Consider the following 21,803-nt stretch of genomic DNA (forward strand, 5'->3'; position numbering starts at 1 on the left):
CGTGGAGTGGTGATCCTCTCCCTGTTTTCCGGTCTCTCCGCCGGACTGTCCCTCATCGTTGCCATTGGCGCGCAGAACGCTTTTGTCCTCCGGCAGGGCATCCAGCGCTCGCACGTGGTCATGGTGGTGGCCGTCTGCGCGGTCTCGGACCTCGTGCTGATTCTGCTGGGCGTCGCGGGCATCGGCATCCTCCTGGACCGGGCGCCCGCTGCCCTCATCGTGATCCGGTGGGCCGGGGCCGCGTTCCTCCTCGCCTACGGGGCGCTAGCGGCCCGGCGTGCGGTCCGCGGGGAGCAGATGGAGAATCCCGGCGGCACGCCGGCCGCCGGCCGGGCCGCCGTCCTTGGCACCTGCCTGGCCTTCACCTGGCTGAACCCGCACGTCTACCTGGACACGGTGCTGCTGCTCGGGTCCCTCGCTGCCGCCCAGGGCGAGGCCGGGCGCTGGTGGTTCGCCGCCGGGGCCGGCCTTGGAAGCATTGCCTGGTTCACCGCCCTCGGCGCGGGGTCACGGTTCCTGACGTCCTTGTTCCGGCGCCGGATGGCCTGGCGCGTGCTCGACGCCGGAATCGCCGTCGTGATGGTCACCCTTGCCGTGCTGCTGCTGACCTGACACGCGCCCGCCCACCGACCCTCCCAACGCGCGCTGCCGCAAGGTGTGGGGAAAGCCCAAGCTGATCCACCCCCCGTGGGGCGGGCGGGCCCTTGCCCGTTCAACGTGGCGGGGCCACGATTGCTGGTATGACCGCAGCCCCAGCTTCCGCCCGCGAGCGGCGGCGTGCAGCCATCGGCACAGCCGCCTTCGCGGTTGCCCCCGCAACCGCCGCCGGCGTGGTTCCGTGGCTGCTGACCCGCTGGAAAGTGGAGTCCCCGGTCCCCGGAGGGGTGCCCGCGCAGGTCGCCGGCGCCCTGATGATCGGCGCGGGCGCGGCCGTCATCGCGAACTCCTTTGTGCATTTCGCCGTCGAGGGCATCGGGACCCCCGCGCCATTTGCCCCGCCCAGGCAACTGGTGGTTGGCGGGCTTTACCGGTACGTGCGGAATCCGATGTACGTATCCATTGCGGCGGCGGTCGCAGGCCAGGGGCTCCTGCTCGGCCAGCCGAAGCTCTTCCTGGCCCTGGGCATCGGCGCCATCCCGGTGCTGGCTTTCGTCCGGCTGTACGAGGAACCGGCGCTGACCCGGAAGTTCGGTGCGGCCTACGAGGAGTACCGCAGCAACGTCCCGCGCTGGCTGCCCAGGCCCACGCCGTGGCGGCCCGAGGGGCCGGACCAGTCCCGGGCCTAGGGCGTCGTCGGGCTGGGGGAGGCCCGGGGCCCGGCCCAAAGCAGTTGGACCGCCCGCTATTTGCCGCCTCCGGACCATTCCAGCAGCCGATCCAGCGGCCAGGTGGTGACGATCCGCTCGGCGGGCACGCCGTTCGAGGCCGCCCGCTCGGCACCGTACTGCAGGAAATCCAGCTGGCCCGGCGCATGGGCGTCACTGTCGATGCTGAACAGGCAGCCGGCATCGAGGGCCAGCCGAATCAGTTCGTCAGGCGGATCCTGCCGTTCGGGGCGGGAATTGATTTCGACCGCCACATTATTCTCGGCGCACGCCGCGAACACGCGCCCCGCGTCGAACTCGGACTGCGGCCGGGTTCCCCTCGACCCCTGCAGCAGCCGGCCGGTGCAGTGACCGAGGACGTTCATGTGCGGATCATTGATGGCGCCCAACATCCTCTCGGTCATGGTGCGCCGGTCGGAACGGAGCTTCGAGTGCACGCTCGCCACCACGATGTCCAAGCGGTCCAGCATCTCCGGGGACTGGTCAAGGGTGCCGTCCTCCAGGATGTCCACCTCGATCCCGGCCAGGAGGCGGAAGACCCCGCCGTCCCCGTTGATGTCCGCTACAACGTCCAGCTGTTCCCGAAGCCGTTCGGCGCTCAGTCCGTTGGCGATCTTGAGACTGGGGGAGTGGTCCGTCAGGGCGAGGTAGTCCCGGCCCAGCGTCCGGGCGGCGTCAGCCATGAGCCCGATCGGGGACCCGCCGTCGGACCAGTCGCTGTGGCTGTGCAGGTCCCCGCGGAGGGCGGAGCGCAGTTCGGTGCCGCCGGTCGCCAGAGGCTGCTGCCCGCGTTGCCGCAAGCCCTCAAGGTAGTCGGGCACGCCGCCGTCGACCGCCTGCCGGATGACTTCGAACGTTCTGTCCCCGATGCCCTTCATGCTCTTGAGCCTGCCGTTGCGTGCCCGCGCTGCGACCTCGTCCGGGTCCAGGGCGCCGATAATCCCCGCTGCCTTTCGGAACGCCTGAATCTTGAAGGTGGGGGCCAGCTCGCGTTCCAGCCAGAACGCGATCTCATTGAGGGCATCGATGGCATCCATCAGTCCATCTTGCACCCACTTTGCCCGGGTCTTGCCCCTGCGGAGGAGGCGATTTTGGATATTCCGGGGGTCTGCCCTTATAGTTTTATAGTCCAGTTCGGAGGAACCCGAAAGGACAAAAACGACAGGCTTCGGCCCTTAATTTTTGCCCTGATATGTTTCACCGGATGGCGTCCTGGCCCCCATCGTCTAGCGGCCTAGGACACCGCCCTTTCACGGCGGCGGCACGGGTTCGAATCCCGTTGGGGGTACGCAAGGAACTGGTCAAACCGGATGAAAAAGTCTGGTAGGCTAAAGGCCTTGAAAATTTGCGGTAGCGATACCGCAGAGAGCAAGAACAAGCAGTAAACAAGCAAGGCCCTGTAGCGCAGTTGGTTAGCGCGCCGCCCTGTCACGGCGGAGGTCGCGGGTTCAAGTCCCGTCAGGGTCGCTCTGATTGCCGGAAGAAATTTCGGCCTTCAAGGTGACGTGTCACCTAGGCTCTGTAGCTCAGTTGGTAGAGCGTTCGACTGAAAATCGAAAGGTCACCGGATCGACGCCGGTCGGAGCCACCACTGGGAAGCATCAGTTCTTTGAGAACTGGTGCTTTTCTTCTTTAACGCCATCGGCTGCTCCGCCTTAACTCCATCGACTGCTCCGTAACTGCCGTTCTGACGGGTCAAAAGGGCAGTTACGGAGCAATCGACGGGGGCCCACCCCTTGGATCACCCACTGGCCCCTGCTCTCGAAGGGTTCGTCTGCGGCTTCTGGATGGATGCGGATTCGGCGGCCAGGTTGTTAGGATCGGGCCGACCGTCCTGACCATGAGCGTTCTCCGGAGAGCGAGGATCCGTGAAAGCCGACCACTATGACAGGTTCGCCGAGAGCTATTCGGCGGAGAACGAGTCCAGCCTCCTCAACGCCTACTACGAGCGGCCGGCGATGATTGGCCTCGCCGGCGACGTTGACGGCCACCGGGTCCTGGACGCAGGGTGCGGCTCCGGGCCCCTGTCCGCGGCACTGAGCGCGAGAGGCGCAATCATGACCGGCTTCGATTCCAGTCCTGCCATGCTCGAGTTGGCAAGACAGCGCTTGGGCGCGACCGCGGACCTGTACGTGGCCGACCTCAGCAGGCCTCTCCCTTTCGCCGATGGCTCCTTCGACGACGTTGTCTCGTCCCTGGTCCTGCACTATCTGGAGGACTGGTCGGCACCACTTGCCGAACTTCGGCGCGTGCTGAAGCCCGGCGGTCGCCTGATCCTCTCGGTCAACCACCCCACGGTCAGCGTGATCACCCAACCAACCGAGGACTACTTCGCGATCCGGCAGTACTCGGAGGATTACGAGTTCGCTGGCGAGCCTGCGGTCCTGACCTTCTGGCACCGGCCACTTCACGCGATGATCAACGCCTTCACGTCGGCGGGATACCGCGTAGCCACCGTGAGCGAGCCAGCGCCATCTCCAGACACACCGCACGAACTCCTTCCGCCGCGCATCCTCAACGGCGAGAAGACAGCGTTCCTGTCCTTCATCTTCTTCGTCCTCGAAGCCGGCTGAGGTTAAACAGGGACCGTTCCTGCCTCTCGTAGCGATGCTGATACCCGCAGAAACCACTGGCAGAGCCGTAAACACTATCGACTGCTCCGCAAGTGCCGTTTTGACGGGCCAAAAGGGCAGTTGCGGAGCTATCGACGGGGCGGACGACGGCGGCGGGTTCCGGCGACCGGTTGGGGGCCGTCCAGCTGGCCCGGCTAGACTCGCACGCTGGGGAAAGAACACCAAGGCCGCCGGCAGCCCGGTCCGGGCGGGCGGCGCAATCTCAACCGAAAAGTGATTCTGCAACGTGACTTCGAAGAATATTGCCCGCCCTCTCGCCGCAACCGCCGTCCTCGCCGCCCTGGCACTCACCGGCTGTTCGGGCCCGCAGGCCGGCAGCGCGACGTCGTCCGCCACTGGCTCGTCCACTGCTTCCGCGTCCGCTGCGCCGAGCCCCAGCAAGACCTCGGGACCGTTCGGCGGCTTCACCAGCGCCGCCGAGGCGTGCTCCAAGATCTCGGAGCAGGCAACCGGCGCCACGCTCCTTCCGCTGTCGGCCGCCCAGGGCAAGACGGCGGAACTGGAACAGTTCAAAACGGAGCTGGCCGAGACGGCCGAGCGCGTCCCGGACAGCCTCAAGGCCGACTTCGCCAACCTCAAGGAGGTGGCCGTTGCCGGCGTCACCGACCAGACGGTCTTCTCCAGCGGAAAGCTCCAGGCCGCCATGGCGCCGGTCACGACCTGGATCGCCACCAACTGCAAGTAGGGCGTTCGGCCAGGCCATCGCCCGCGTCGGCTCCCGGCTGGCATCCCGCAGCTGACACACGGCCGGCCCTGCCCCCGCAGCAGGTCGCCCGTTCCCGCCCCCACCTGCATGGACTGTGGGAACGGGCGCCGCAAGATTCCCCCACGCGCCCCAAGGCAGGGACTAGGGTTGTGTCAAAGAGAAGGGGGAGTGCGTTATGGAATACCAGAATTCTCAACCCGTCGCCGGTCCCGCGGCCGGTCAGCACGTTGCCGGCCTCGCGGCCGGTCAGCCCGTGGCTGGTGCTCTGGCCAGTCCCGCGGACGGTCTGTCCGCACCGGCCGGCACCGGCCGCACGGTCATAGCGGAAACCGCCGTCGCCAAGGTCGCGGGCATCGCCGCCCGATCGGTACCCGGCGTCTACTCGTTGGGATCAGGACCCTCACGCGCCCTCGGGGCCATCCGCGACGCCGTCGGCAACGCCGATCACGCCGCGGGCGTCCGCGTGGAAGTCGGCGAAACGCAGGTCGCCGTGGACATCGATCTTGTTGCGGTGTACGGCACCCCCCTTCAGGCCCTCGCGGACCAGGTCCGCGCCGCCGTCTACGCCGCCGTCGGGGAACTCGTGGGGCTCGAGGTGATCGAGGTAAATATCGAGATCAATGACGTTTATGTGCCCGGCCCGGCCAAACCGGCCGCGTCCGCTGAGGCCCGGCCGGTCAGGGAGGCTATCCAATGAGTCTGACGGTAGTGGGAATCGCCATGGGGGCCTTCGTGGCTTTCATGTCCTTCCAGTTCGGTGTCTGGGGTTTCCTCGGCGCCCTGTTCTTCATGGCCATCGGCGCCCTCCTGGGCCGGGCCGCAGAGGGGAAGCTGGACCTGCGCAGCGTGTTTGACGCCCTCACAGGCCGGCGTTCCTCCTCATGAGCATCACGGCTGAAGCGCCGATCGCCGGCGCCGCGATGGCCGGGCACAACCGCATCAGCACCCAGGCCCTGACGAGCGTGGCCCGGGCGGCCGCGGGGGAGGCCCTCGGTGTCCCGGCGCACGACGTGCGCGCCAACTGGTCGGACGATGACGGACTGCTCGCGCTGTCGCTTGTCATGCCCGTCGCGGTCCCGAACCTCACCGCTGTGGTCCGGGACCCCGGCCGCGTCGCCGGATTCGGCGGTTCCATCTGGGAACGTGCCGTCGCCGCCAAGGCCCAGATCCTGCGCCGCGTAACGGAACTGACCGGGGCGCAGCTGAGCCGGGTGGACATCCGCATCAGCGGAGCCGCAGTGCGCGGGGGAGGCCGGGTACATTGAGCCAGGACATCCAACACACCGGAACGGGCTCCGGCGGGCACGACGCCGATGCGGTGCCGGGGAGCGCGCCGCTGGGTTCCGGCGCCGCGGGCATGGGCCGGATTTTGAAACGGGAGACGCACACCTCGCGCGCCGTTGTGTCCGTGATCGCGGCCTGCCTGGTCATGGCCGTGTTCGGCTATGCGCTGCTTGAGACCGGGGTCCGTGCGATCGGGCAGCCGCCGTGGCTCGTGGATCCGCAGACCGCGGCCGAGCGGGTGGTCGCGCTCCCGGCGGGAATCCCGCCGCTCCTGCTGGGCGTCACGGGCGCCGTGGTCGCGATGGCCGGATTGTTCTTCTTCCTCAACGCCGTGCTGCCCGGCCGGCGGGCACGCCACCTGCTCCCGGACCGCCGGGCCGGCGTCGTGGTGGACGATGAGGTGATCGCCGCTGCCCTGGCGCGCCGGGCCCGGCTGGCCGCCAACGTGGCCAAGGAACAAGTGATGGTGGTCGTGTCGCGGAACCGGATCACGGTCAACGTCCGGCCGACCTCCGGTGTGCCGCTGCGCCCGGACGCCGTCCTGGAGGCTGTGCGCCGGGAAGTCGAGGAAATGCGCCCCTGGCCGATGCCGGAAGTGCGGATCCAGGTATCCACGGCAGGGGTGGTGGGGGCATGAACAACACTCCCCGGGTGCTGAACCGCGTACTGATTGGCATCCTTGGCATCATCCTCCTCGCCATCGGCGTCCTCCTGATTTTGCTTGCAACCGTCCCGATCGTCGGTGTGTGGTGGCATGAGTGGGCAGGCGGCGTCCTGAGCTTCTGGCTCGATTTGTTCGAACGGACGCAGTTCCCGCGCCGCCAAGGGAGCTGGCTGTGGCTCGCCATCTGCCTGGCGCTGCTGGTGGTGCTTGGCCTAATGATCGCCTGGATTGCCCAACAGGGTAAGGGCCGGACCAGCCTGCTCGTGGCAGAGGAGGACCCGGGGGAGGTGCCCGGCAACGTCGGAATCAGCGGCGGCGTGGCGGAGCAGACGCTCCGCGCGGCGCTCGCGGACCGGCCCGACCTGGCCGGCGTCACGGTAGCCGCCTACGAAATCAGCGGGGAGCCGGCCCTCAAGATCCGGGTGGAACCGCGCCAGGGCGTTGCCCCGCACCGGCTCGCCGCCGAAGTTTCCGCCCTGGTGGAGGCGCTCGACGCGGTGATCGGCAAACGCACCCCGGTGCTGATCCACATCGGATCCGGCGCACGGTCGCGGTTCGGCCGGTCCGAGCGGGTCCGCTGAGCCGGCGGTGAGGCTGAGGCAGCCTTCCCAGTAGGCGCCACGGGGCCGGTCGGCGGCCAAAGCGCCCGGAATGGCGGCTGAATCGTCTGGAATGACGCCCGGGGTGGCGGCATGGCCGCGCGGGCTGGACGGCCGGCCCCGGAATCTCCTTTGCATAAAGGTTTCATGTAAACGCTTGCATTCCGGGCTGCCTGTTGATTACTGTGATGGTCGGCACGCCAACACTACGGCCGTTTTTCACAGGTACTCAGCGAGGAGCACTCCAGTATGAAAACCCGCAATTTCCTACTTCCCGTCGCCACGGCAGGCATTTTGGCTATCACTCTTTCGGCGTGTGGCGGAGGAGGTGGCGGCACTACCAGCGGCAGCGACGCCGCCTCGCAGGGCCTGGACGGGCGCGGCCCCATCACTTACGTTCAGGGCAAGGACAACAGCAACGTGGTCCGCCCGCTGATCGAGAAGTGGAACGCCGCCCACCCGAACGAGAAGGTCACCTTCAAGGAGCAGACGGACCAGGCCGACCAGCAGCACGACGACCTCGTCCAGCACTTCCAGGCCAAGGACGCCGGCTACGACGTCGCGAGCGTCGACGTCGTCTGGACCGCCGAGTTCGCCGCCAAGGGCTGGCTGCAGCCGCTCAAGGACAAGATGGCGCTGGACACCTCGGCCATGCTGAAGCCGACCGTTGATGCCGCTTCCTACAAGGGCACGCTGTACGCGGCACCGGAATCATCCGACGGCGGCATCCTGTACTACCGCAAGGACCTGGTCCCCACGCCCCCGAAGACCTGGGACGAGATGATGAGCATGTGCTCCATCGCCAAGACCAATAACATCGGCTGCTACTCGGGCCAGTTCAAGAAGTACGAGGGACTGACCGTCAACGCCTCCGAGGCAATCAACTCCGCCGGCGGAGCCGTGCTGGACGAGAACGGCAAGCCCAACCTGCTCACCGCGGAAGCAAAGGCCGGCATGGCCAACCTGACCAAGGCCTACGCAGACGGCGCAATCCCCAAGGAAGCCATCACGTTCCAGGAAGAGGAAAGCCGCCAGGCGTTCCAGGACGGCAAGCTGCTGTTCCTGCGCAACTGGCCCTACGTCTACAACCTGGCCACCACCGAAGGCTCCTCGAAGGTCAAGGACGTCCTGGGCATGACCGCACTCCCCGGCAAGGACGGTCCGGGCGCTTCCTCCCTCGGCGGCCACAGCGCCGCGATCAGCGTCTACTCCAAGAACAAGGCCACCGCGGTGGACTTCCTGAAGTTCCTCACCACCGAAGAGACCCAGAAGTTCTTCGCCACGCAGGGTTCGCTCGCACCGGTGCTCGGCAAGCTCTACGACGACAAGGAACTCGTCGCCAAGCTGCCGTACCTGCCGGTCCTGAAGACCTCGATCGAGAACGCCGTGCCGCGCCCGGTCACCCCGTTCTACCCGGCCGTCACCAAGGCTATCCAGGAAAACGCGTACTCGGCCATCAAGGGCGAGAAGACCGTAGACGCGGCCCTCTCCGACATGCAGAAGTCCATCGAGTCCGCTAGCGCGGGACAGTAGGTCCATCATGGCAACTGAAGTAGGCCCGACGTCGGTCAAGGCACCGGCGTCGGGCGGGGCTCCGATCCACCACGCACCCAAGGGTGTTGGAGAGGACAACCGCATCGCGACGCAGGGGCGCTGGGCAGCATGGCTGCTGGCGCCGACCATCCTCGCATTGTCGGTCGTGATCGTGTACCCGATCATCACCGCCATTGTGATGTCATTCCAGAAGGATGCCGGTCTGGACCCCGCCACGGGTCTCTTCGTTGAGGGTGGCCCGGCCGGCTTCTCGAACTACTACAACTGGATTTTCCAGCAATGCCCGGCACCGTCCGGCGGAACCGTTGACTGCCCGCCGGGAACCCTGGGCGCGCAGTTCTGGTCCGCCACCGGAACCACATTCTTCTTCACCATCGTCACGGTGGCACTTGAGACTGTGCTCGGCTTCTGGATGGCCGTCATCATGGCGCGTGCCTTCAAGGGCCGCAGCCTGGTCCGCGCCGCTGTCCTGGTGCCCTGGGCCATCCCCACCGCCGTGACGGCCAAGCTGTGGCTGTTCATCTTCGCCTTCGAAGGCATCGGCAACAAGCTCTTCAACACCACCGTCCTGTGGACCGGCAGCGAATGGCCGGCCAGGTGGGCCGTGATCATCGCGGATGTCTGGAAGACCACTCCCTTCATGGCGCTGTTGATTCTTGCCGGCCTGCAGATGATTCCCGCTGAAGTGTATGAGGCGGCCAAGGTCGACGGCGCCAGCGCCTGGCAGCGGTTCCGGATGATCACCCTGCCGCTGGTCAAGCCCGCGCTCATGGTGGCCATCCTGTTCCGCACCCTGGATGCACTGCGCATGTTCGACCTCCCGTACATCCTGACGGGCGGAGCGAACAACACCACGACGCTGTCCATCCTGGTGATCAACCAGATCAGGCAGGGCTTCAACGCGGCGGCGGCTTTGTCCACCATCACGTTCATCATCATCTTTCTGGTGGCTTTCATCTTCGTGCGCTTCCTCGGGGCGAACGTCGTGGAACAGCAGACCGGCGCAGGTAAGGGGAAGAAATGACCGCCGCGACGAGCGCCGCAACCGAGTTGCGCGCAGAGCAGGACCGGGGGCGGAAGGCCGCGCAGAACCGCGAGAAGTGGGCCCAGAGCCGCACGTACATCAGCGCGGCCGTGATTCTCTTCTGGTGCCTGGCTCCGGCCTACTGGATGGTGGTGACCGCGTTCCGCGACGTCGGCTACACCTACGACACCTCGATCCTGCCGACCCACGTGACGCTGGACAACTTCAAGACGGCGTTCGACACGTCCTTCGGCAACCACTTCGGCCAGGCTCTGCTCAACAGCCTGTTCATCGGCACCGTCGTCACCCTGGTGTCGCTGGTGATCGGCGTGTTTGCCGCCTACGCCCTGGCCCGCTTGAACTTCAAGTTCAAGTACCTGGTGCTGGGCTTCATCCTGGGGGCTTCCATGTTCCCCGGCGTCGCCCTCATCACCCCGCTGTTCCAGCTCTTCACGAACATCGGCTGGATGGGCACCTACCAGGCCCTGATCATCCCGAACATCTCGTTCGTGCTGCCGCTGACCGTCTACACCATGACGTCCTTCTTCCGGGAGATGCCGTGGGAGCTCGAGGAATCGGCGCGGGTGGACGGGTGCACGCAGGGACAGGCGTTCCGGAAGGTCATCATGCCGCTGGCCGCCCCGGCCATCTTCACGACCGCCATCCTGGCCTTCATCTCCTCGTGGAATGAATTCCTGATCGCCAGCCAGCTCTCGTCCGACGCAACGCAGCCGGTCACAGTGGCCATTGCAAGCTTCGCGGGTGCGCAGCCGAACCAGATTCCGTACACCGCCATCATGGCTGCAGGCACCATCGTGACCATTCCCTTGGTCATTCTGGTGCTGGTGTTCCAGCGTAAGATTGTCGCGGGCCTCACGGCCGGCGCGGTTAAGTGACTGAGGGATGATGACTGACGAGCAGAACCAGGGCCACGTGCCGGCGACGCGTCGAAAGGTGCGCTCCGGCGAGGACTTCGACATCATCATCGGGTTCCTCGGCTTCTGGGCCGTGGTGCTGCTGGTGGTCACCGTCTGGATGGAAGTGACCGCCCAGGACGCCCTCGGCTGGGCCCTGGGTCTGCTCGCCATGCTGCTGGCCCTCTATGGGATGATCCGGTTGCGCCGGCGGTTGCCGCGCCGGACGGCCAGCCGGCGCGCCTAGCAAGGGCCAGCCGCCAGGGACAGGATTATTCAGCCGCCGGGGGAGGCGGACGCAACAGGTCTGCGGGCAGCCGCCAGGCTTCCACGGACCGTTTACAAGGGGGCACAGGTGGCACGGATAGAAAGGGCGCAGCGCGGCGGCCACTCCGGCGTCAGCATTGAGGATGTAGCCGCCGCCGCGGGCGTGTCCACTGCCACCGTCTCCCGGGCCGTCCGCGGACTGCCCCGTGTTTCCCCGGCGACCCGGGAAAAGATCCTCGGCATTGCCGAATCCCTGGGCTACGTCGCGTCGTCCTCGGCGTCCGGCCTGGCGACGGGCCGGACCAAGACCATCGGTGTACTGGCCCCGTTCGTCAGCCGCTGGTTCTTCTCCAAGGCCATCGAGGGCGCCGACCGGGAACTGCACTCCCGGCAGTACAACCTGTCGCTCTTCAACCTCGGCGGGCACGGCAGCCACCGTGAGCGGCTCTTCAGCAAGACCATGGTCTACAAGCAGATCGACGCCCTGCTGGTCCTCTGCATGGCGCTCACCCACGAGGAAATCGAGCATCTGCAGAAAATCGACATCCCGCTGGTGGTGGTGGGAGGCCATGTCGAGGAGTGCCCCTACATTGGCATCGACGACTACGCCGCGGCCGCCACCGCAGTGCGCCACCTGATCGGGCTGGGCCACACTGACATCGCGCTCCTGCACGGCGACGACGAAACCGATCTCAACTTCGACGTCCCCAGGGTCCGGATCCAGGCCTTCCACGACATCATGGGCGAGGCGCGGCTGCCCGTCCGGACCGAATGGGACCTCTGGGGGGACTTCACCGTGCGCAGCGGGCAGGAGGCATTCCGCCGCCTCTGGGCCGCCGACGGTCCCAAGCCCACCGCAATCTTCTGCGCCTCCGATGAGATGGCCATGGGCATCATCTTCGAGGCCAACAAAGCCGGTGTGCGCGTCCCGGAGGACCTGTCGGTCATCGGCATCGACGACCACGACTTCGCCGAGGCCATGGGCCTGACCACGGTCGGGCAGCGCCCGGACCAGCAGGCCGAACTTGGCACCAAAATGCTGCTGGACGAGCTCGACGGCATCGCCGGTTCCGTGCAGTCCGCGGTGGCGCCGCACCGGCTGATCGTCCGGACGACGACGGCGCCGCCGCTGCGCCAGTCCGCGCGGCTCCGCTAGCGGCTAGGACGCGCGGGCGAGCTGGCGGATCGGCACCCAGCGCGAGGCCAGCCGGCGGTAGGCCGCGGCGGCGCCGGTCATGTCCCCCTCCGCCAGGCACTCGATGCCGAGGCGCACATCCAGCGGCGAATCATCCGGATAGACCTTGTCCGCCACCCCGCCGTAATCGAGTTCCACAGCCGAATCCGGGTGGAAGAGTTCAAGCCATTCCGTGAGCTGGGTCAGGTCCTCGAGCATGTCCAGATCGGGCGCGGCGAGGGCCAGGTGCGCCACCGCGTAGCTCACCCGTTCCAGTGCCTTGCCGATGCCCGTACGGATGCGGACCGTGACAATGTGGCCCTCGGCTTCGACGACGTCGGTGGGATCCGATTCCTGGAAGAGGCAGAACCAGCTGAAGGGAATGCCCCACGTGGACGCCCTTGTGTGGACCCGGCTCAGGCCATCGTGGGCCCGCACCTCATCAATGCGTTCCTGGTGCTTGTCCCGCTGCTCTTCCGGGATCAGCAGCTGGGCCAGGGGCCCGTGGATGCCTTCCATCAGCGCATTGGCCGCCAGCCCGGCGCGGAGGACCAGCTGGCTGGGACAGTACAGCAACCGGTCGGCCGGCGCGGCGGCGGCAGTCCCGGTCTCGGCGCCCTCGTGCGCTGCGCCGGACGACGCCCGCCTGGCCGGAGCCGGGACAACGCGCACCAGATCGGTCCGGCCGGTGGGAAACGGGTCCCCGTCGGGCCGGGTGATGCGGCCCAGGGACGCCAGCAGCTCGGCGTTCTCCACAGCCGCGCGGGACGCCTGGCCGGCGCCGGCGGCCCTCAGGGTTTCCTGCTGCTGCTCGGGGAACGCCTCGAGGGGCTCGTAGATCCGGAGCGCGGAAGAGAACGGCAGCCCGGCCTGTCCGTGGTAGATGCTCCCCGTCATTGGATCACGACGCTTCTCTGGGCGGCAGCCATCAGTCCGCCAGTTCCGCAATCACCGGGGCATGGTCCGAGGCGCCCTTGCCCTTGCGCTCCTCGCGGTCGATCATCGCACCGGTGACCCGTGCCGCCAGGGCCGGGGAGGCGAGGATGAAGTCGATCCGCATTCCCTCCTTTTTCGGGAAGCGGAGCTGCGTGTAATCCCAGTAGGTGTAGACGCCGGGCCCCGGGGTGTGCGGGCGGACGACATCCTGGAAGCCGGCCTCCTCAAAGGCGTGGAAGGCGGCCCGCTCAGGCTCGCTGACGTGGGTCATGGCGTTGGCGCGGAAGAAGTCGATGTCCCAGACGTCGTCATCCAGGGGTGCGATATTGAAATCGCCCATCAGCGCAATCTGCGCCTGGGGGTCCTCCTTGACCCAGGTGCCGGCGTGGGTTTTCAGGGTGTCCAGCCAGTTGAGCTTGTAGGGCATGTGTTCATCGTCGAGGGCGCGGCCGTTGGGGACGTAGAGGCTCCAGACCCGGACGCCGCCGCACGTGGCGCCGATGGCGCGGGCCTCCTGGACGGCGTCCTTGCCGCTCTTGCCGAACACGGGCTGGTCCAGGAAGGTGCGTTCGACGTCGTCGAGCCCCACCCGGGAGGCGATCGCGACGCCGTTCCACTGGCTCAGGCCGAAGTGCGCCACCTCGTAGCCCATGCTCTCGAAGAGCTCCCAGGGGAAGTTCTCGTCCTTGCACTTGGTTTCCTGGATAGCCAGGACGTCGCAGTCCGTGCGCTGAAGCCAGGCCTCCACACGGTCGGCGCGGGCACGGAGCGAGTTCACATTCCAGGTAGCAATCTTCACAGTCCCTAACTTACCGAACTTGGCCCCCGGACGAAGCAGCCAGCCGGCTCCGTCCTCTGGAAATTAGTAGGAAGTCCGAGTATATTCGGCTGCAGAGATGATCTAGGTCACATGCAAAGGAGCATTCGGTCATGGTTCGAGAACTATCCCATTACATTGACGGGCAGCGGGTTGACGGCACCTCCGGCCGGTTCAGCGATGTCTATGATCCCTGCACCGGCGAGGTCCAGGCCCGGCTGCCGCTGGCCAGCACGGAGGAAGTGCGCAATGTGATTGCCAGCGCCGAAAAGGGGCAGGTGGAATGGGCTGCGATGAATCCGCAGCGCCGCGGCCGGATCCTGCTCAAGTTCGTGGACCTCGTCAACGAGCACATGGACGAGCTCGCCACGCTGCTGTCCTCCGAGCACGGCAAGACCTTCCCCGACGCCAAGGGCGACATCCAGCGCGGCATCGAAGTCGTCGAATTCGCCGCCGGCGCCCCGCACCTGCTCAAGGGCGAGTTCTCGGACAACGCCGGAACCGGCGTCGACGTGCACTCGATGCGCCAGCCCCTCGGCGTCGTCGCTGGCATCACGCCGTTCAACTTCCCGGCCATGATCCCGCTCTGGAAGTCCGGGCCCGCGCTCGCCGCCGGCAACTCCTTCATCCTCAAGCCCTCCGAACGGGACCCCTCCGTGCCGCTGCGGCTGGCCGAGCTCTTCACCGAGGCGGGCCTCCCCGACGGCGTGTTCAACGTGGTCAACGGGGACAAGGAAGCGGTGGACGCGCTGCTGGAGGATCCCCGGGTCCAGGCCATCGGGTTCGTCGGCTCCACGCCCATCGCCCAGTACATCTATGCCACCGCCGCGGCGAACGGCAAGCGCGCGCAGTGCTTCGGCGGCGCCAAGAACCACATGGTGATCATGCCCGACGCGGACCTGGACATGGCCGCGGACGCCCTCATCGGGGCAGGCTTCGGCTCCGCTGGCGAGCGCTGCATGGCGATTTCGGTGGCCGTTCCGGTCGGCCGGAAGACCGCGGACGTCCTCGTGGAGAAGCTGCAGGAGCGGATCGCCGGCCTCAAGGTCGGCCACAGCCTCGCCAAGGATTCCGACTTCGGCCCGGTAGTGGCGGCCTCTGCGAAGGCCCGGATCGAAGGCTACATCGCCTCCGGCGTCGACGAAGGCGCCAGCCTGGTGACCGATGGCCGCGGCCTGAAGGTGGAAGGCTATGACGGCGGCTTCTGGGTCGGGCCCACGCTCTTCGACAACGTCACGAAAGACATGAAGATCTATAAGGAGGAAATCTTCGGCCCGGTCCTCAGCGTGCTCCGCGCCGAAGACTACGACGAGGCGCTCCGGCTCTGCAGCGAACACGAGTTCGGCAACGGCGTGGCCATCTTCACCCGCGACGGCGACGCCGCCCGCGACTTCGCCAGCCGGGTCCAGGTGGGCATGGTGGGGATCAACGTCCCCATCCCCGTGCCGATCGCGTACTACACCTTCGGCGGCTGGAAGGCCTCCGGATTCGGCGATCTCAACCAGCACGGGGCCGACGCCTTCCGCTTCTACACGAAGACCAAGACGGTCACGAGCCGCTGGCCTTCCGGCATCCGTTCCGGCAGCAGCTTCGTCATGCCGGAAGGCAGCTGATGGCGGCGGAAGTTCCGCGGGAAGCGGACAGCGGAGCAGCGGCCGGCGAACCCTTGACCGGGGACGTGACGTTTGAACGGCGCGGCCGCCTCGGCGTCGTGACCCTCAACCGGCCCGCGGCCGTCAACGCCCTGACAGCCGGCATGGCCGCCGCGATGCTCGAACAGCTCACGCTCTGGGCCGACGACGACGCCGTCGCCGCGGTGCTGGTCCGCGGCGCCGGCGACCGGGGCCTCTGCGCCGGCGGCGACATCGTGGCCATTTACCGGGACATGCTCGACGGCGGGGATGCCACCGCGGACTTCTGGGCGGTCGAGTACCGGCTGAACCTGCTCATCTCCGAGTACCCCAAGCCGTACGTCGCGTTCATGGACGGGCTGGTTCTGGGCGGCGGCGTCGGGATCTCGGCGCACGGGTCCCTGCGGATCGTCACCGAACGTACCCGCACGGGCATGCCCGAAACGACGATCGGGTTTGTTCCCGACGTCGGCGGCACCCTGCTGCTCTCCGGCTCGCCGGGGGAGACCGGCACCCATGCGGCCCTGACCGGTGCCCACCTGAGCGGCGCGGACGCGCTTTTCCTGGGCCTCGCCGACTTCTTCGTGCCCTCCGGCCGTTTGCCGGAACTGGCGGCCGCGCTCGAAACCGAGGCGGCGGAGGCCGCCGTCGCCCGTTTCGCCGAACCGGCACCGACGTCAGTACTGGCCGGACAGCAGGAATGGATTGACGCCTGCTACTCCAGCGACGACGCCGAGGAGATCCTGCGCCGGCTGCGGGCCTTTGGCGGAGAGCGGGGCGGGGAGGCCGCCGCAGCCGCGGACACCATCGAGGCCAAGTCGCCGACGGCGGTCAAGGTGGCGCTGGAATCCTTGCGCCGGGTCCGCGGACTGAGCCTGGAGCAGGCGCTGGAGCAGGAGTACCGCGTCGGCCTGCGCTTCCTCGCCGGCCCCGACTTCCGCGAAGGCATCCGGGCCCAGGTGGTGGACAAGGACCGCAATCCCCGCTGGAAGCCCGCCACCCTCGCCGAGGTGACCGGGACGGACGTCGCGGCCTACTTCGCCCCGCTGGGCGGGAGCGAACTGATGCTCTCTCCGAAAGAGAAGAACAAGGAGAAGAACAATGTCTGACGCAGGAGCCCCTGAAACCGGCACCATCGCCTTCCTCGGCCTGGGCCACATGGGCGGCCCCATGGCCGTCAACCTGGTCAAGGCCGGCTACCGGGTGACCGGCTTCGACGTCGTGCCCGCGGCCCTGGACGCCGCCCGGGAGCACGGTATTCCCACTGCCGGGACGGCTGGCGAGGCGGCGGCGGGCGCCGCCGTCGTGCTGACCATGCTGCCCAGCGGCAAGCACCTCCTTGACGCCTACCGCGGCACGGGCGGTGCGCCCGGCCTGCTCGAAGCGGCCGCCCCGGGCACCATGTTCCTGGACTGTTCCACGATTAACGTGGACGAGGCCCGCGAGGCCGCAGAACTCGCGGTCGCGGCCGGTCACCGCGCCGTCGACGCCCCCGTGTCCGGAGGCGTGGTGGGCGCCGAGGCCGGCACGCTCACGTTCATGGTCGGGGCCCTCCCCGAGGACTTCGAGGCCGTCCACCCGCTGCTGGAAGTCATGGGCAAGCGGGTGGTCCACTGCGGCGCGCACGGTGCCGGCCAGGCGGCCAAGATCTGCAACAACATGATCCTGGGCGTCTCGATGATCGCCGTCAGCGAGGCGTTCGTGCTGGGCGAGAAGCTCGGCCTGACGCACCAGGCACTGTTCGACGTGGCCTCCGCCGCCTCGGGACAGTGCTGGGCGCTGACCACCAACTGCCCCGTGCCCGGTCCCGTCCCGACGAGCCCCGCCAACCGGGACTACCAGCCGGGCTTCGCCGGGGCGCTCATGGCCAAGGACCTCAACCTGGCCCTCAACGCGCTGCAGAGCACCGGCGTCGCGGCCCGGCTCGGCCCCCTCGCGGCCGAAATTTACGATACCTTTGCCGCGGAAGGCGGTGCCGGCCGGGACTTCTCCGGCATCATCACCGACATCCGTGAAAAGTCGGAAGCAGGCACATCTGAAGCCGGCACGGCAGGGCACTAGCCCCGGACCGGGGCTCTACCCGCAGCAACAGAACCAGAACCAGACGAGCACCACCTAAGGGGACCACCCATGACGGAACAGTACGCAAACATCCTGGTGGAGCGCCGCGGCCGCGTGGGCCTCGTGACGCTCAACCGGCCCGAAGCCCTCAACGCCCTGAACAAGGCCACGATGGACGAACTCGTGAAGGCCGTCGCCGGGATGGACGCGGACCCGGGGGTCGGTGCCGTGGTGGTGACCGGTTCGGCGAAGGCCTTCGCCGCCGGCGCGGACATCAAGGAAATGCAGTCCAAGGGCTACATGGACATGTACGCGGCGGACTGGTTCCGCGGCTGGGAGGACTTCACCCGGCTCCGCATCCCCGTCGTGGCAGCCGTGTCCGGCTTCGCGCTCGGCGGCGGCTGCGAGCTGGCGATGATGTGCGACTTCATCATCGCCGGGGACAACGCCAAGTTCGGCCAGCCGGAAATCAACCTTGGCGTGCTCCCCGGCATGGGCGGCTCGCAGCGCCTGACCCGCGCGGTGGGCAAGTCCAAGGCGATGGACATGATCCTGACCGGCCGCTTCATGGACGCCGAGGAGGCCGAACGCGCGGGCCTGGTCTCCCGGGTGGTCCCCGCCGCGGACGTCGTCGCGGAGGCGCTGAAGGCAGCCGAGGTGATCGCGTCCAAATCCAAGCCGGTGGCGATGGTGGCCAAGGAAGCGGTGAACGCCGCGTTTGAGACCGGGCTTGCCCAGGGCGTGCTGTTTGAGCGGCGCGTGTTCCACTCGCTGTTCGCCACCGAGGACCAGAAGGAAGGCATGGCCGCCTTCACCGAGAAGCGGCAGCCGGAGTTCAACCACCGCTAAGCGGTGCCGGCCGGCCGGCATCAGGTGAAGATATCGGCCACGTACCTGCCGTGGGTGCGCTCCACTTCATCCATCCAGGCCTCGGCCTCCGCCTTGGAGGCGCCGGTCGCTTCCTGGTAAATGAGGGCGCACGTCTCCCGGACTTGAGGCGCCATGTGCTTGCCGTCGCCGCAGACGTAGACCGTGGCGCCTTGCCGGACCAGCTCGACGACGTCGGCCCGGTCTGCCCACAGCCGGTCCTGGACGTATTTCAGGCCGTCCTCGGGTGCGGTGGAAAAGACCGGCCGCAGATCGAGGTTGGCTTGGTCCGCCCACGACGCAAGTTCCGCGCGGTAGAGGAAATCGGTGTCCGGGGCGCGGCAGCCGAAGAACAGCAGGGCGGGCGCCGGCGTCGTGTCCTCGGCCTCGGCCCGCAGCGCCCGGTCCTGGACGAACCCGCGGAACGGGGCCAGCCCCGTCCCCGCACAGACCATGATGAGCGGGACCGCCAGCGACGGCGGCGGGTGGAAGGCAGCGTTCGAGGGCCGGACAGTAACCGCGACCCTTGACCCGGGCCTGGCCTGGGCGAGGTAGGTGGACGAGGCCCCTTCGAAGACGCCGCGGCCGGACCACGCCGGAGCCTGGATGACGGCGAAGGTCAGGGTCACGTGGTCGGGGCTCCAGAGCGGGGACGAGGAGATGGAGTACCGCCGGGGGGTCAGCTGGGTGAGCAGTTGCAGGAACGAGGTGAACGACAGCTGGCATGACGGATACGTCTCCAGCAGGTCAAGGATGGAAACGCGCTTGTCGAGGATCTCGGCCGCGTACCGCACGCGGTCCTGCGCCAGGGCCTCAAGTTCGGCGCGGTGGGCAGGATCCGCCGCGACATCGGCCAGGTCCTCGAGCTGGGTGCGGGTGGCGGGGACGGCGAGCTCCACGTAGCTGCTCAACAGTTCGCCCACGGCCACCGGTGCGCCCGTGGGCAGGAACGTGTCCCCGCGCTCCATGGTCAGCTGGACGTGCGAGTCGTAGTCGAGGTTGAAGCGGGCCAGGGCCCGCTGCACGAGTTCGCTGGGATTCAGCGGCAGCACGGCCAGATAGTCCCCGGTCCGGTAACTCATCCCCTCGGGCAGGGCGATCTCGACGTGCCGCTTGGACCGGGCGTCGGGTTTGGCCAGGTCGACCAGTTCCCGGTTCGCGACGACGGTACCCAGCGCCAGCCCGTTCTGGCGCAGCATCGGGTCCCTGACGTTGCCGACGAACTGCAGTTCCAGTTCGGGCTGCGCTGTCGGCGGGCTGGTCCGCTGCCCCAGGGCGGCGTCCACCGCGGGCCAGAATCCCGCGTACCACTCTTCGAAATCGCCGAAGAAGTCGCCGCGGGCGTTGGCTTCGCCCCGGGCATAGATCCGCGTGGCACCGGCGTCCTCGAGCCGTGCGTCGATGGCCTTGGGCACCTCCTGGTAGGTTCGCGCCCAGTCCTTGTTGCCGTTGCCGAAGACCGTGTACCGCACCCCGGCGAGGGCGCCCGGCCGCAGGCCCTCGGTCCAGGCCACGAATTTTCGGGCGTTGTCCGGCGGCTGCCCCTCGTAGGAGGACGTCACGATCGCGACGAGCCCCTCCGTTGGCAACCCGCCGGCGGCCTCATCGAGCGGACCGATGGTGGGGCTGTAGCCGCGCCGTCCGGCGTCGTTGGCGAGGCGCTGGGCGAAGTCCTTCGACGTGCCCGCATTGGAACCGTAGAGCACGCGGATCGGGACGCCGTTGGGCGCGGCCGCCGCCGCTGCGGCTTCGGCCTGCCGCGCTTCGACGGCGGCAGTGGGGCCGGCCGCGATGGTGACGTCCCGCCTGCGCACGTGGATGAACAGCCCCTCAGGCTTCATGGTCAGCGTGTGTTTGATCTGCAGCTCATAGCCCGGGTCCGCCGCCGTGACCTCGAAACGCTGCAGGAGCTTGGCCAGGAAGAGCATGGCCTCCTGCAGGGCAAATCCCCGGCCGATGCAGGAGCGCTGCCCGTTGCCGAAGGGCTTCCAGGCATTGGCAGGGATTTCGGCGGCCCGAACGGGGGAGAACCGGTCCGGATCGAAGATCCCGGCGTCCTCGCCCCACGCCGCCTTGTCCCGGTGCAGCTGCGGGATCAGGACCAGGATCGGCTGGCCTGCCGGGACCTCGTAGCGGCCGCCAAGTGTCGTGTCCTCATACGGGGCGACGTTGAACGCCGGGGCGGTGGGCCACAGCCGGAGGGTCTCCTTGAGGATCTGGTCCAGGTACCCCAGCCGGGGCAGGTGCTCGAACCGGGCGCTTTCGGTGCCGAGGACCTCGTCCACCTGGGCGCGCGCCTTGGCGAGGACCTCCGGGTGGCGCAGTAGTTCGTACAGCGCAAAGGAGAGCAGGCCGCTGGTGGTCTCATGTCCGGCCACCAGGAAGGTGACCATCTGGTAGCGGACGTTTTCCTCGCCCAAGCGCTCGCCGGTCACCGGATCCGCGGCGTTGAGCATGGTGTCCAGGATGTCTTCGCTGCCTGCCGGGCTGGGGTTGCGCCGCCGGTCTCTGATCATCTGGTCGGCGACCTCGAACATCAGCGCGTGGTCTTCCTCGAGCTGGTGCCGTCGGCGCAGCATGATTTTGTTCTGGACCGGCAGCCGGCGGGCCCGTTCCCCGGATTCGACGAGGGAGCGGACCATGGCTCCGACGAAGGGATGCATCTCTTCGCGGTAGAGGCTGTTGAAACGGTAGCTGAACGAGCACAGGGCAATGGTGTCCAGGGTCAGCCGGGTGGTGTTGTCCGGAACGTCGATCCGGGCCGCGGGGCCGAGCCTCTCCCATTTCAGGAGCAGCTGCTCGGCGATGTCGTCCATGCCGGTGAACATCCGTTTCAGCGCGGCGGGCCCGAATGCGGGCATCAGGATCCGGTGGGCCTTTTGCCAGTTTGGTTCTTCGGTTCTTGCCGTGAAAAGGCCGTCGCCAATGAAGTCGCGTACCTGCCGCAGGGAGACGCCCAGCACCTTGCCGAACCGGGACTCGTCGCACACCTCGTTGACGAGTTCCTGGGAGGAGATGGCGATGACGCTGCGGTTGAAGAACTGGATCCGCACAATGGGGCCGTACCGCTCGGCCACCTCGACTATTCCCAGGATTCCCTTGCTGGAGTCGATGTCGGCCAAATTGCCGACCACCGGCTTCGTGGGAGGCTGCGGTATGGGGACGCTGGGCGAAGTCATGGCCACTCCTGGGCGATCGCCAATGGACGCGCTGTGAGCACTGCTTGCTGCGTGGCCGGACGGCACTGTCCGGCTCCGCACCACGATACTCCGGTCCGATCCCGCGCAGAATAGCTCCGGCCCGGCCTCCTGCCGCCTGCCCGGACGCCTAGGCACCTTCGTTGTCAG

22 protein-coding genes and 3 tRNA genes are annotated in these 21,803 nt (G+C 67.6%); 21 read left to right on the top strand and 4 right to left on the bottom strand.

Features of this window, described 5'->3' with window-relative positions:
- Positions 1 to 9 precede the first annotated feature (9 nt).
- Complete coding sequence (locus ABH915_RS02700) at positions 10 to 612, top strand: LysE/ArgO family amino acid transporter (RefSeq protein WP_370117502.1); 603 nt, start codon at positions 10 to 12, stop codon at positions 610 to 612.
- A gap of 128 nt (positions 613 to 740) precedes the next feature.
- Positions 741 to 1,286: an isoprenylcysteine carboxylmethyltransferase family protein gene (locus ABH915_RS02705; RefSeq protein WP_370117504.1), complete on the top strand. Its 546-nt coding sequence runs from the start codon at positions 741 to 743 to the stop codon at positions 1,284 to 1,286.
- A 56-nt stretch (positions 1,287 to 1,342) separates the two neighbouring features.
- Here ABH915_RS02705 and ABH915_RS02710 read toward each other — a convergent pair whose 3' ends face one another.
- Positions 1,343 to 2,362, bottom strand: a complete 1,020-nt coding sequence (locus ABH915_RS02710) for a PHP domain-containing protein (protein WP_370117507.1) — start codon at positions 2,360 to 2,362, stop codon at positions 1,343 to 1,345.
- 178 nt (positions 2,363 to 2,540) lie between these two features.
- On the opposite strand from ABH915_RS02710, the gene ABH915_RS02715 reads away from it, so the two are divergent.
- From ABH915_RS02715 to ABH915_RS02785, 15 genes are all read left to right on the top strand, one after another.
- Positions 2,541 to 2,613: transfer RNA gene (locus ABH915_RS02715), tRNA-Glu, on the top strand.
- 105 nt (positions 2,614 to 2,718) lie between these two features.
- Positions 2,719 to 2,792: transfer RNA gene (locus tag ABH915_RS02720), tRNA-Asp, on the top strand.
- A 48-nt stretch (positions 2,793 to 2,840) separates the two neighbouring features.
- A tRNA-Phe gene (locus ABH915_RS02725) sits at positions 2,841 to 2,916 on the top strand.
- Between the two features lie 277 nt (positions 2,917 to 3,193).
- A complete protein-coding gene (locus ABH915_RS02730; protein ID WP_370117510.1) occupies positions 3,194 to 3,898 on the top strand; it encodes a class I SAM-dependent methyltransferase in 705 nt (234 codons plus the stop codon).
- A 286-nt stretch (positions 3,899 to 4,184) separates the two neighbouring features.
- The gene (locus ABH915_RS02735) at positions 4,185 to 4,643 is read left to right on the top strand and encodes a hypothetical protein (RefSeq protein WP_370117513.1); all 459 of its coding nucleotides are present in this window, start codon (positions 4,185 to 4,187) and stop codon (positions 4,641 to 4,643) included.
- Positions 4,644 to 4,839: 196 nt separating this feature from the next.
- Entirely contained in the window at positions 4,840 to 5,361 is a 522-nt protein-coding gene (locus ABH915_RS02740) for an Asp23/Gls24 family envelope stress response protein (protein WP_018775982.1), read from the top strand.
- Positions 5,358 to 5,549: a hypothetical protein gene (locus ABH915_RS02745; protein WP_026266861.1), complete on the top strand. Its 192-nt coding sequence runs from the start codon at positions 5,358 to 5,360 to the stop codon at positions 5,547 to 5,549. The genes ABH915_RS02740 and ABH915_RS02745 overlap by 4 nt, the downstream gene beginning before the upstream one ends.
- Entirely contained in the window at positions 5,546 to 5,929 is a 384-nt protein-coding gene (locus ABH915_RS02750; RefSeq protein WP_018775980.1) for a hypothetical protein, read from the top strand. The genes ABH915_RS02745 and ABH915_RS02750 overlap by 4 nt, the downstream gene beginning before the upstream one ends.
- Positions 5,926 to 6,585 (top strand): hypothetical protein, encoded by a 660-nt coding sequence (locus ABH915_RS02755; RefSeq protein WP_370117518.1) that lies wholly within the window; start codon positions 5,926 to 5,928, stop codon positions 6,583 to 6,585. The genes ABH915_RS02750 and ABH915_RS02755 overlap by 4 nt, the downstream gene beginning before the upstream one ends.
- A complete protein-coding gene (locus ABH915_RS02760; protein ID WP_370117521.1) occupies positions 6,582 to 7,193 on the top strand; it encodes a hypothetical protein in 612 nt (203 codons plus the stop codon). The genes ABH915_RS02755 and ABH915_RS02760 overlap by 4 nt, the downstream gene beginning before the upstream one ends.
- A 267-nt stretch (positions 7,194 to 7,460) precedes the next feature.
- Positions 7,461 to 8,744, top strand: a complete 1,284-nt coding sequence (locus ABH915_RS02765; protein ID WP_018775977.1) for an ABC transporter substrate-binding protein — start codon at positions 7,461 to 7,463, stop codon at positions 8,742 to 8,744.
- 7 nt (positions 8,745 to 8,751) lie between these two features.
- Positions 8,752 to 9,789 (top strand): carbohydrate ABC transporter permease, encoded by a 1,038-nt coding sequence (locus ABH915_RS02770; RefSeq protein ID WP_026266860.1) that lies wholly within the window; start codon positions 8,752 to 8,754, stop codon positions 9,787 to 9,789.
- Positions 9,786 to 10,685, top strand: coding sequence for a carbohydrate ABC transporter permease (locus ABH915_RS02775; protein WP_018775975.1), 900 nt, complete (start codon positions 9,786 to 9,788; stop codon positions 10,683 to 10,685). The genes ABH915_RS02770 and ABH915_RS02775 overlap by 4 nt, the downstream gene beginning before the upstream one ends.
- Before the next feature lie 10 nt (positions 10,686 to 10,695).
- Positions 10,696 to 10,950: a hypothetical protein gene (locus ABH915_RS02780; protein WP_026539400.1), complete on the top strand. Its 255-nt coding sequence runs from the start codon at positions 10,696 to 10,698 to the stop codon at positions 10,948 to 10,950.
- Positions 10,951 to 11,058: 108 nt separating this feature from the next.
- Entirely contained in the window at positions 11,059 to 12,126 is a 1,068-nt protein-coding gene (locus tag ABH915_RS02785; RefSeq protein WP_370117525.1) for a LacI family DNA-binding transcriptional regulator, read from the top strand.
- 3 nt (positions 12,127 to 12,129) lie between these two features.
- Here ABH915_RS02785 and ABH915_RS02790 read toward each other — a convergent pair whose 3' ends face one another.
- Together ABH915_RS02790 and ABH915_RS02795 are read right to left on the bottom strand one after the other, a co-directional pair.
- Complete coding sequence (locus tag ABH915_RS02790) at positions 12,130 to 13,041, bottom strand: hypothetical protein (protein WP_370117528.1); 912 nt, start codon at positions 13,039 to 13,041, stop codon at positions 12,130 to 12,132.
- 31 nt (positions 13,042 to 13,072) lie between these two features.
- Positions 13,073 to 13,879 (bottom strand): exodeoxyribonuclease III, encoded by an 807-nt coding sequence (locus tag ABH915_RS02795; RefSeq protein ID WP_370117530.1) that lies wholly within the window; start codon positions 13,877 to 13,879, stop codon positions 13,073 to 13,075.
- Between the two features lie 131 nt (positions 13,880 to 14,010).
- Between ABH915_RS02795 and ABH915_RS02800 the strand changes: the two genes are divergently transcribed.
- From ABH915_RS02800 to ABH915_RS02815, 4 genes are all read left to right on the top strand, one after another.
- Positions 14,011 to 15,510, top strand: coding sequence for a CoA-acylating methylmalonate-semialdehyde dehydrogenase (locus tag ABH915_RS02800; RefSeq protein ID WP_370117533.1), 1,500 nt, complete (start codon positions 14,011 to 14,013; stop codon positions 15,508 to 15,510).
- Entirely contained in the window at positions 15,510 to 16,637 is a 1,128-nt protein-coding gene (locus tag ABH915_RS02805) for an enoyl-CoA hydratase/isomerase family protein (RefSeq protein ID WP_370117535.1), read from the top strand. The genes ABH915_RS02800 and ABH915_RS02805 overlap by 1 nt, the downstream gene beginning before the upstream one ends.
- On the top strand, positions 16,630 to 17,589 hold the full coding sequence (mmsB, locus tag ABH915_RS02810) for a 3-hydroxyisobutyrate dehydrogenase (RefSeq protein ID WP_370117538.1): 960 nt from the start codon (positions 16,630 to 16,632) through the stop codon (positions 17,587 to 17,589). The genes ABH915_RS02805 and mmsB overlap by 8 nt, the downstream gene beginning before the upstream one ends.
- Positions 17,590 to 17,658: 69 nt before the next feature.
- Entirely contained in the window at positions 17,659 to 18,438 is a 780-nt protein-coding gene (locus tag ABH915_RS02815; protein ID WP_026539393.1) for an enoyl-CoA hydratase, read from the top strand.
- A 20-nt stretch (positions 18,439 to 18,458) separates the two neighbouring features.
- Here the strand turns inward: ABH915_RS02815 and ABH915_RS02820 are convergent, their stop codons facing one another.
- Positions 18,459 to 21,635, bottom strand: coding sequence for a bifunctional cytochrome P450/NADPH--P450 reductase (locus ABH915_RS02820; RefSeq protein WP_370117541.1), 3,177 nt, complete (start codon positions 21,633 to 21,635; stop codon positions 18,459 to 18,461).
- Between the last annotated feature and the right edge of the window lie 168 nt (positions 21,636 to 21,803).

The organism is Arthrobacter sp. MW3 TE3886, assembly GCF_041262145.1.
Classification (GTDB): domain Bacteria; phylum Actinomycetota; class Actinomycetes; order Actinomycetales; family Micrococcaceae; genus Arthrobacter.

Coding starts and splice junctions, on each gene's coding strand:
- ABH915_RS02705 (WP_370117504.1), top strand. CDS start 741: ATGACCGCAGCCCCAGCTTCCGCCCGCGAGCGGCGGCGTGCAGCCATC.
- ABH915_RS02710 (WP_370117507.1), bottom strand. CDS start 2,362: ATGGATGCCATCGATGCCCTCAATGAGATCGCGTTCTGGCTGGAACGC.
- ABH915_RS02740 (WP_018775982.1), top strand. CDS start 4,840: ATGGAATACCAGAATTCTCAACCCGTCGCCGGTCCCGCGGCCGGTCAG.
- ABH915_RS02745 (WP_026266861.1), top strand. CDS start 5,358: ATGAGTCTGACGGTAGTGGGAATCGCCATGGGGGCCTTCGTGGCTTTC.
- ABH915_RS02750 (WP_018775980.1), top strand. CDS start 5,546: ATGAGCATCACGGCTGAAGCGCCGATCGCCGGCGCCGCGATGGCCGGG.
- ABH915_RS02760 (WP_370117521.1), top strand. CDS start 6,582: ATGAACAACACTCCCCGGGTGCTGAACCGCGTACTGATTGGCATCCTT.
- ABH915_RS02765 (WP_018775977.1), top strand. CDS start 7,461: ATGAAAACCCGCAATTTCCTACTTCCCGTCGCCACGGCAGGCATTTTG.
- ABH915_RS02770 (WP_026266860.1), top strand. CDS start 8,752: ATGGCAACTGAAGTAGGCCCGACGTCGGTCAAGGCACCGGCGTCGGGC.
- ABH915_RS02775 (WP_018775975.1), top strand. CDS start 9,786: ATGACCGCCGCGACGAGCGCCGCAACCGAGTTGCGCGCAGAGCAGGAC.
- ABH915_RS02780 (WP_026539400.1), top strand. CDS start 10,696: ATGACTGACGAGCAGAACCAGGGCCACGTGCCGGCGACGCGTCGAAAG.
- ABH915_RS02790 (WP_370117528.1), bottom strand. CDS start 13,041: ATGACGGGGAGCATCTACCACGGACAGGCCGGGCTGCCGTTCTCTTCC.
- ABH915_RS02800 (WP_370117533.1), top strand. CDS start 14,011: ATGGTTCGAGAACTATCCCATTACATTGACGGGCAGCGGGTTGACGGC.
- ABH915_RS02805 (WP_370117535.1), top strand. CDS start 15,510: ATGGCGGCGGAAGTTCCGCGGGAAGCGGACAGCGGAGCAGCGGCCGGC.
- mmsB (WP_370117538.1), top strand. CDS start 16,630: ATGTCTGACGCAGGAGCCCCTGAAACCGGCACCATCGCCTTCCTCGGC.
- ABH915_RS02815 (WP_026539393.1), top strand. CDS start 17,659: ATGACGGAACAGTACGCAAACATCCTGGTGGAGCGCCGCGGCCGCGTG.
- ABH915_RS02820 (WP_370117541.1), bottom strand. CDS start 21,635: ATGACTTCGCCCAGCGTCCCCATACCGCAGCCTCCCACGAAGCCGGTG.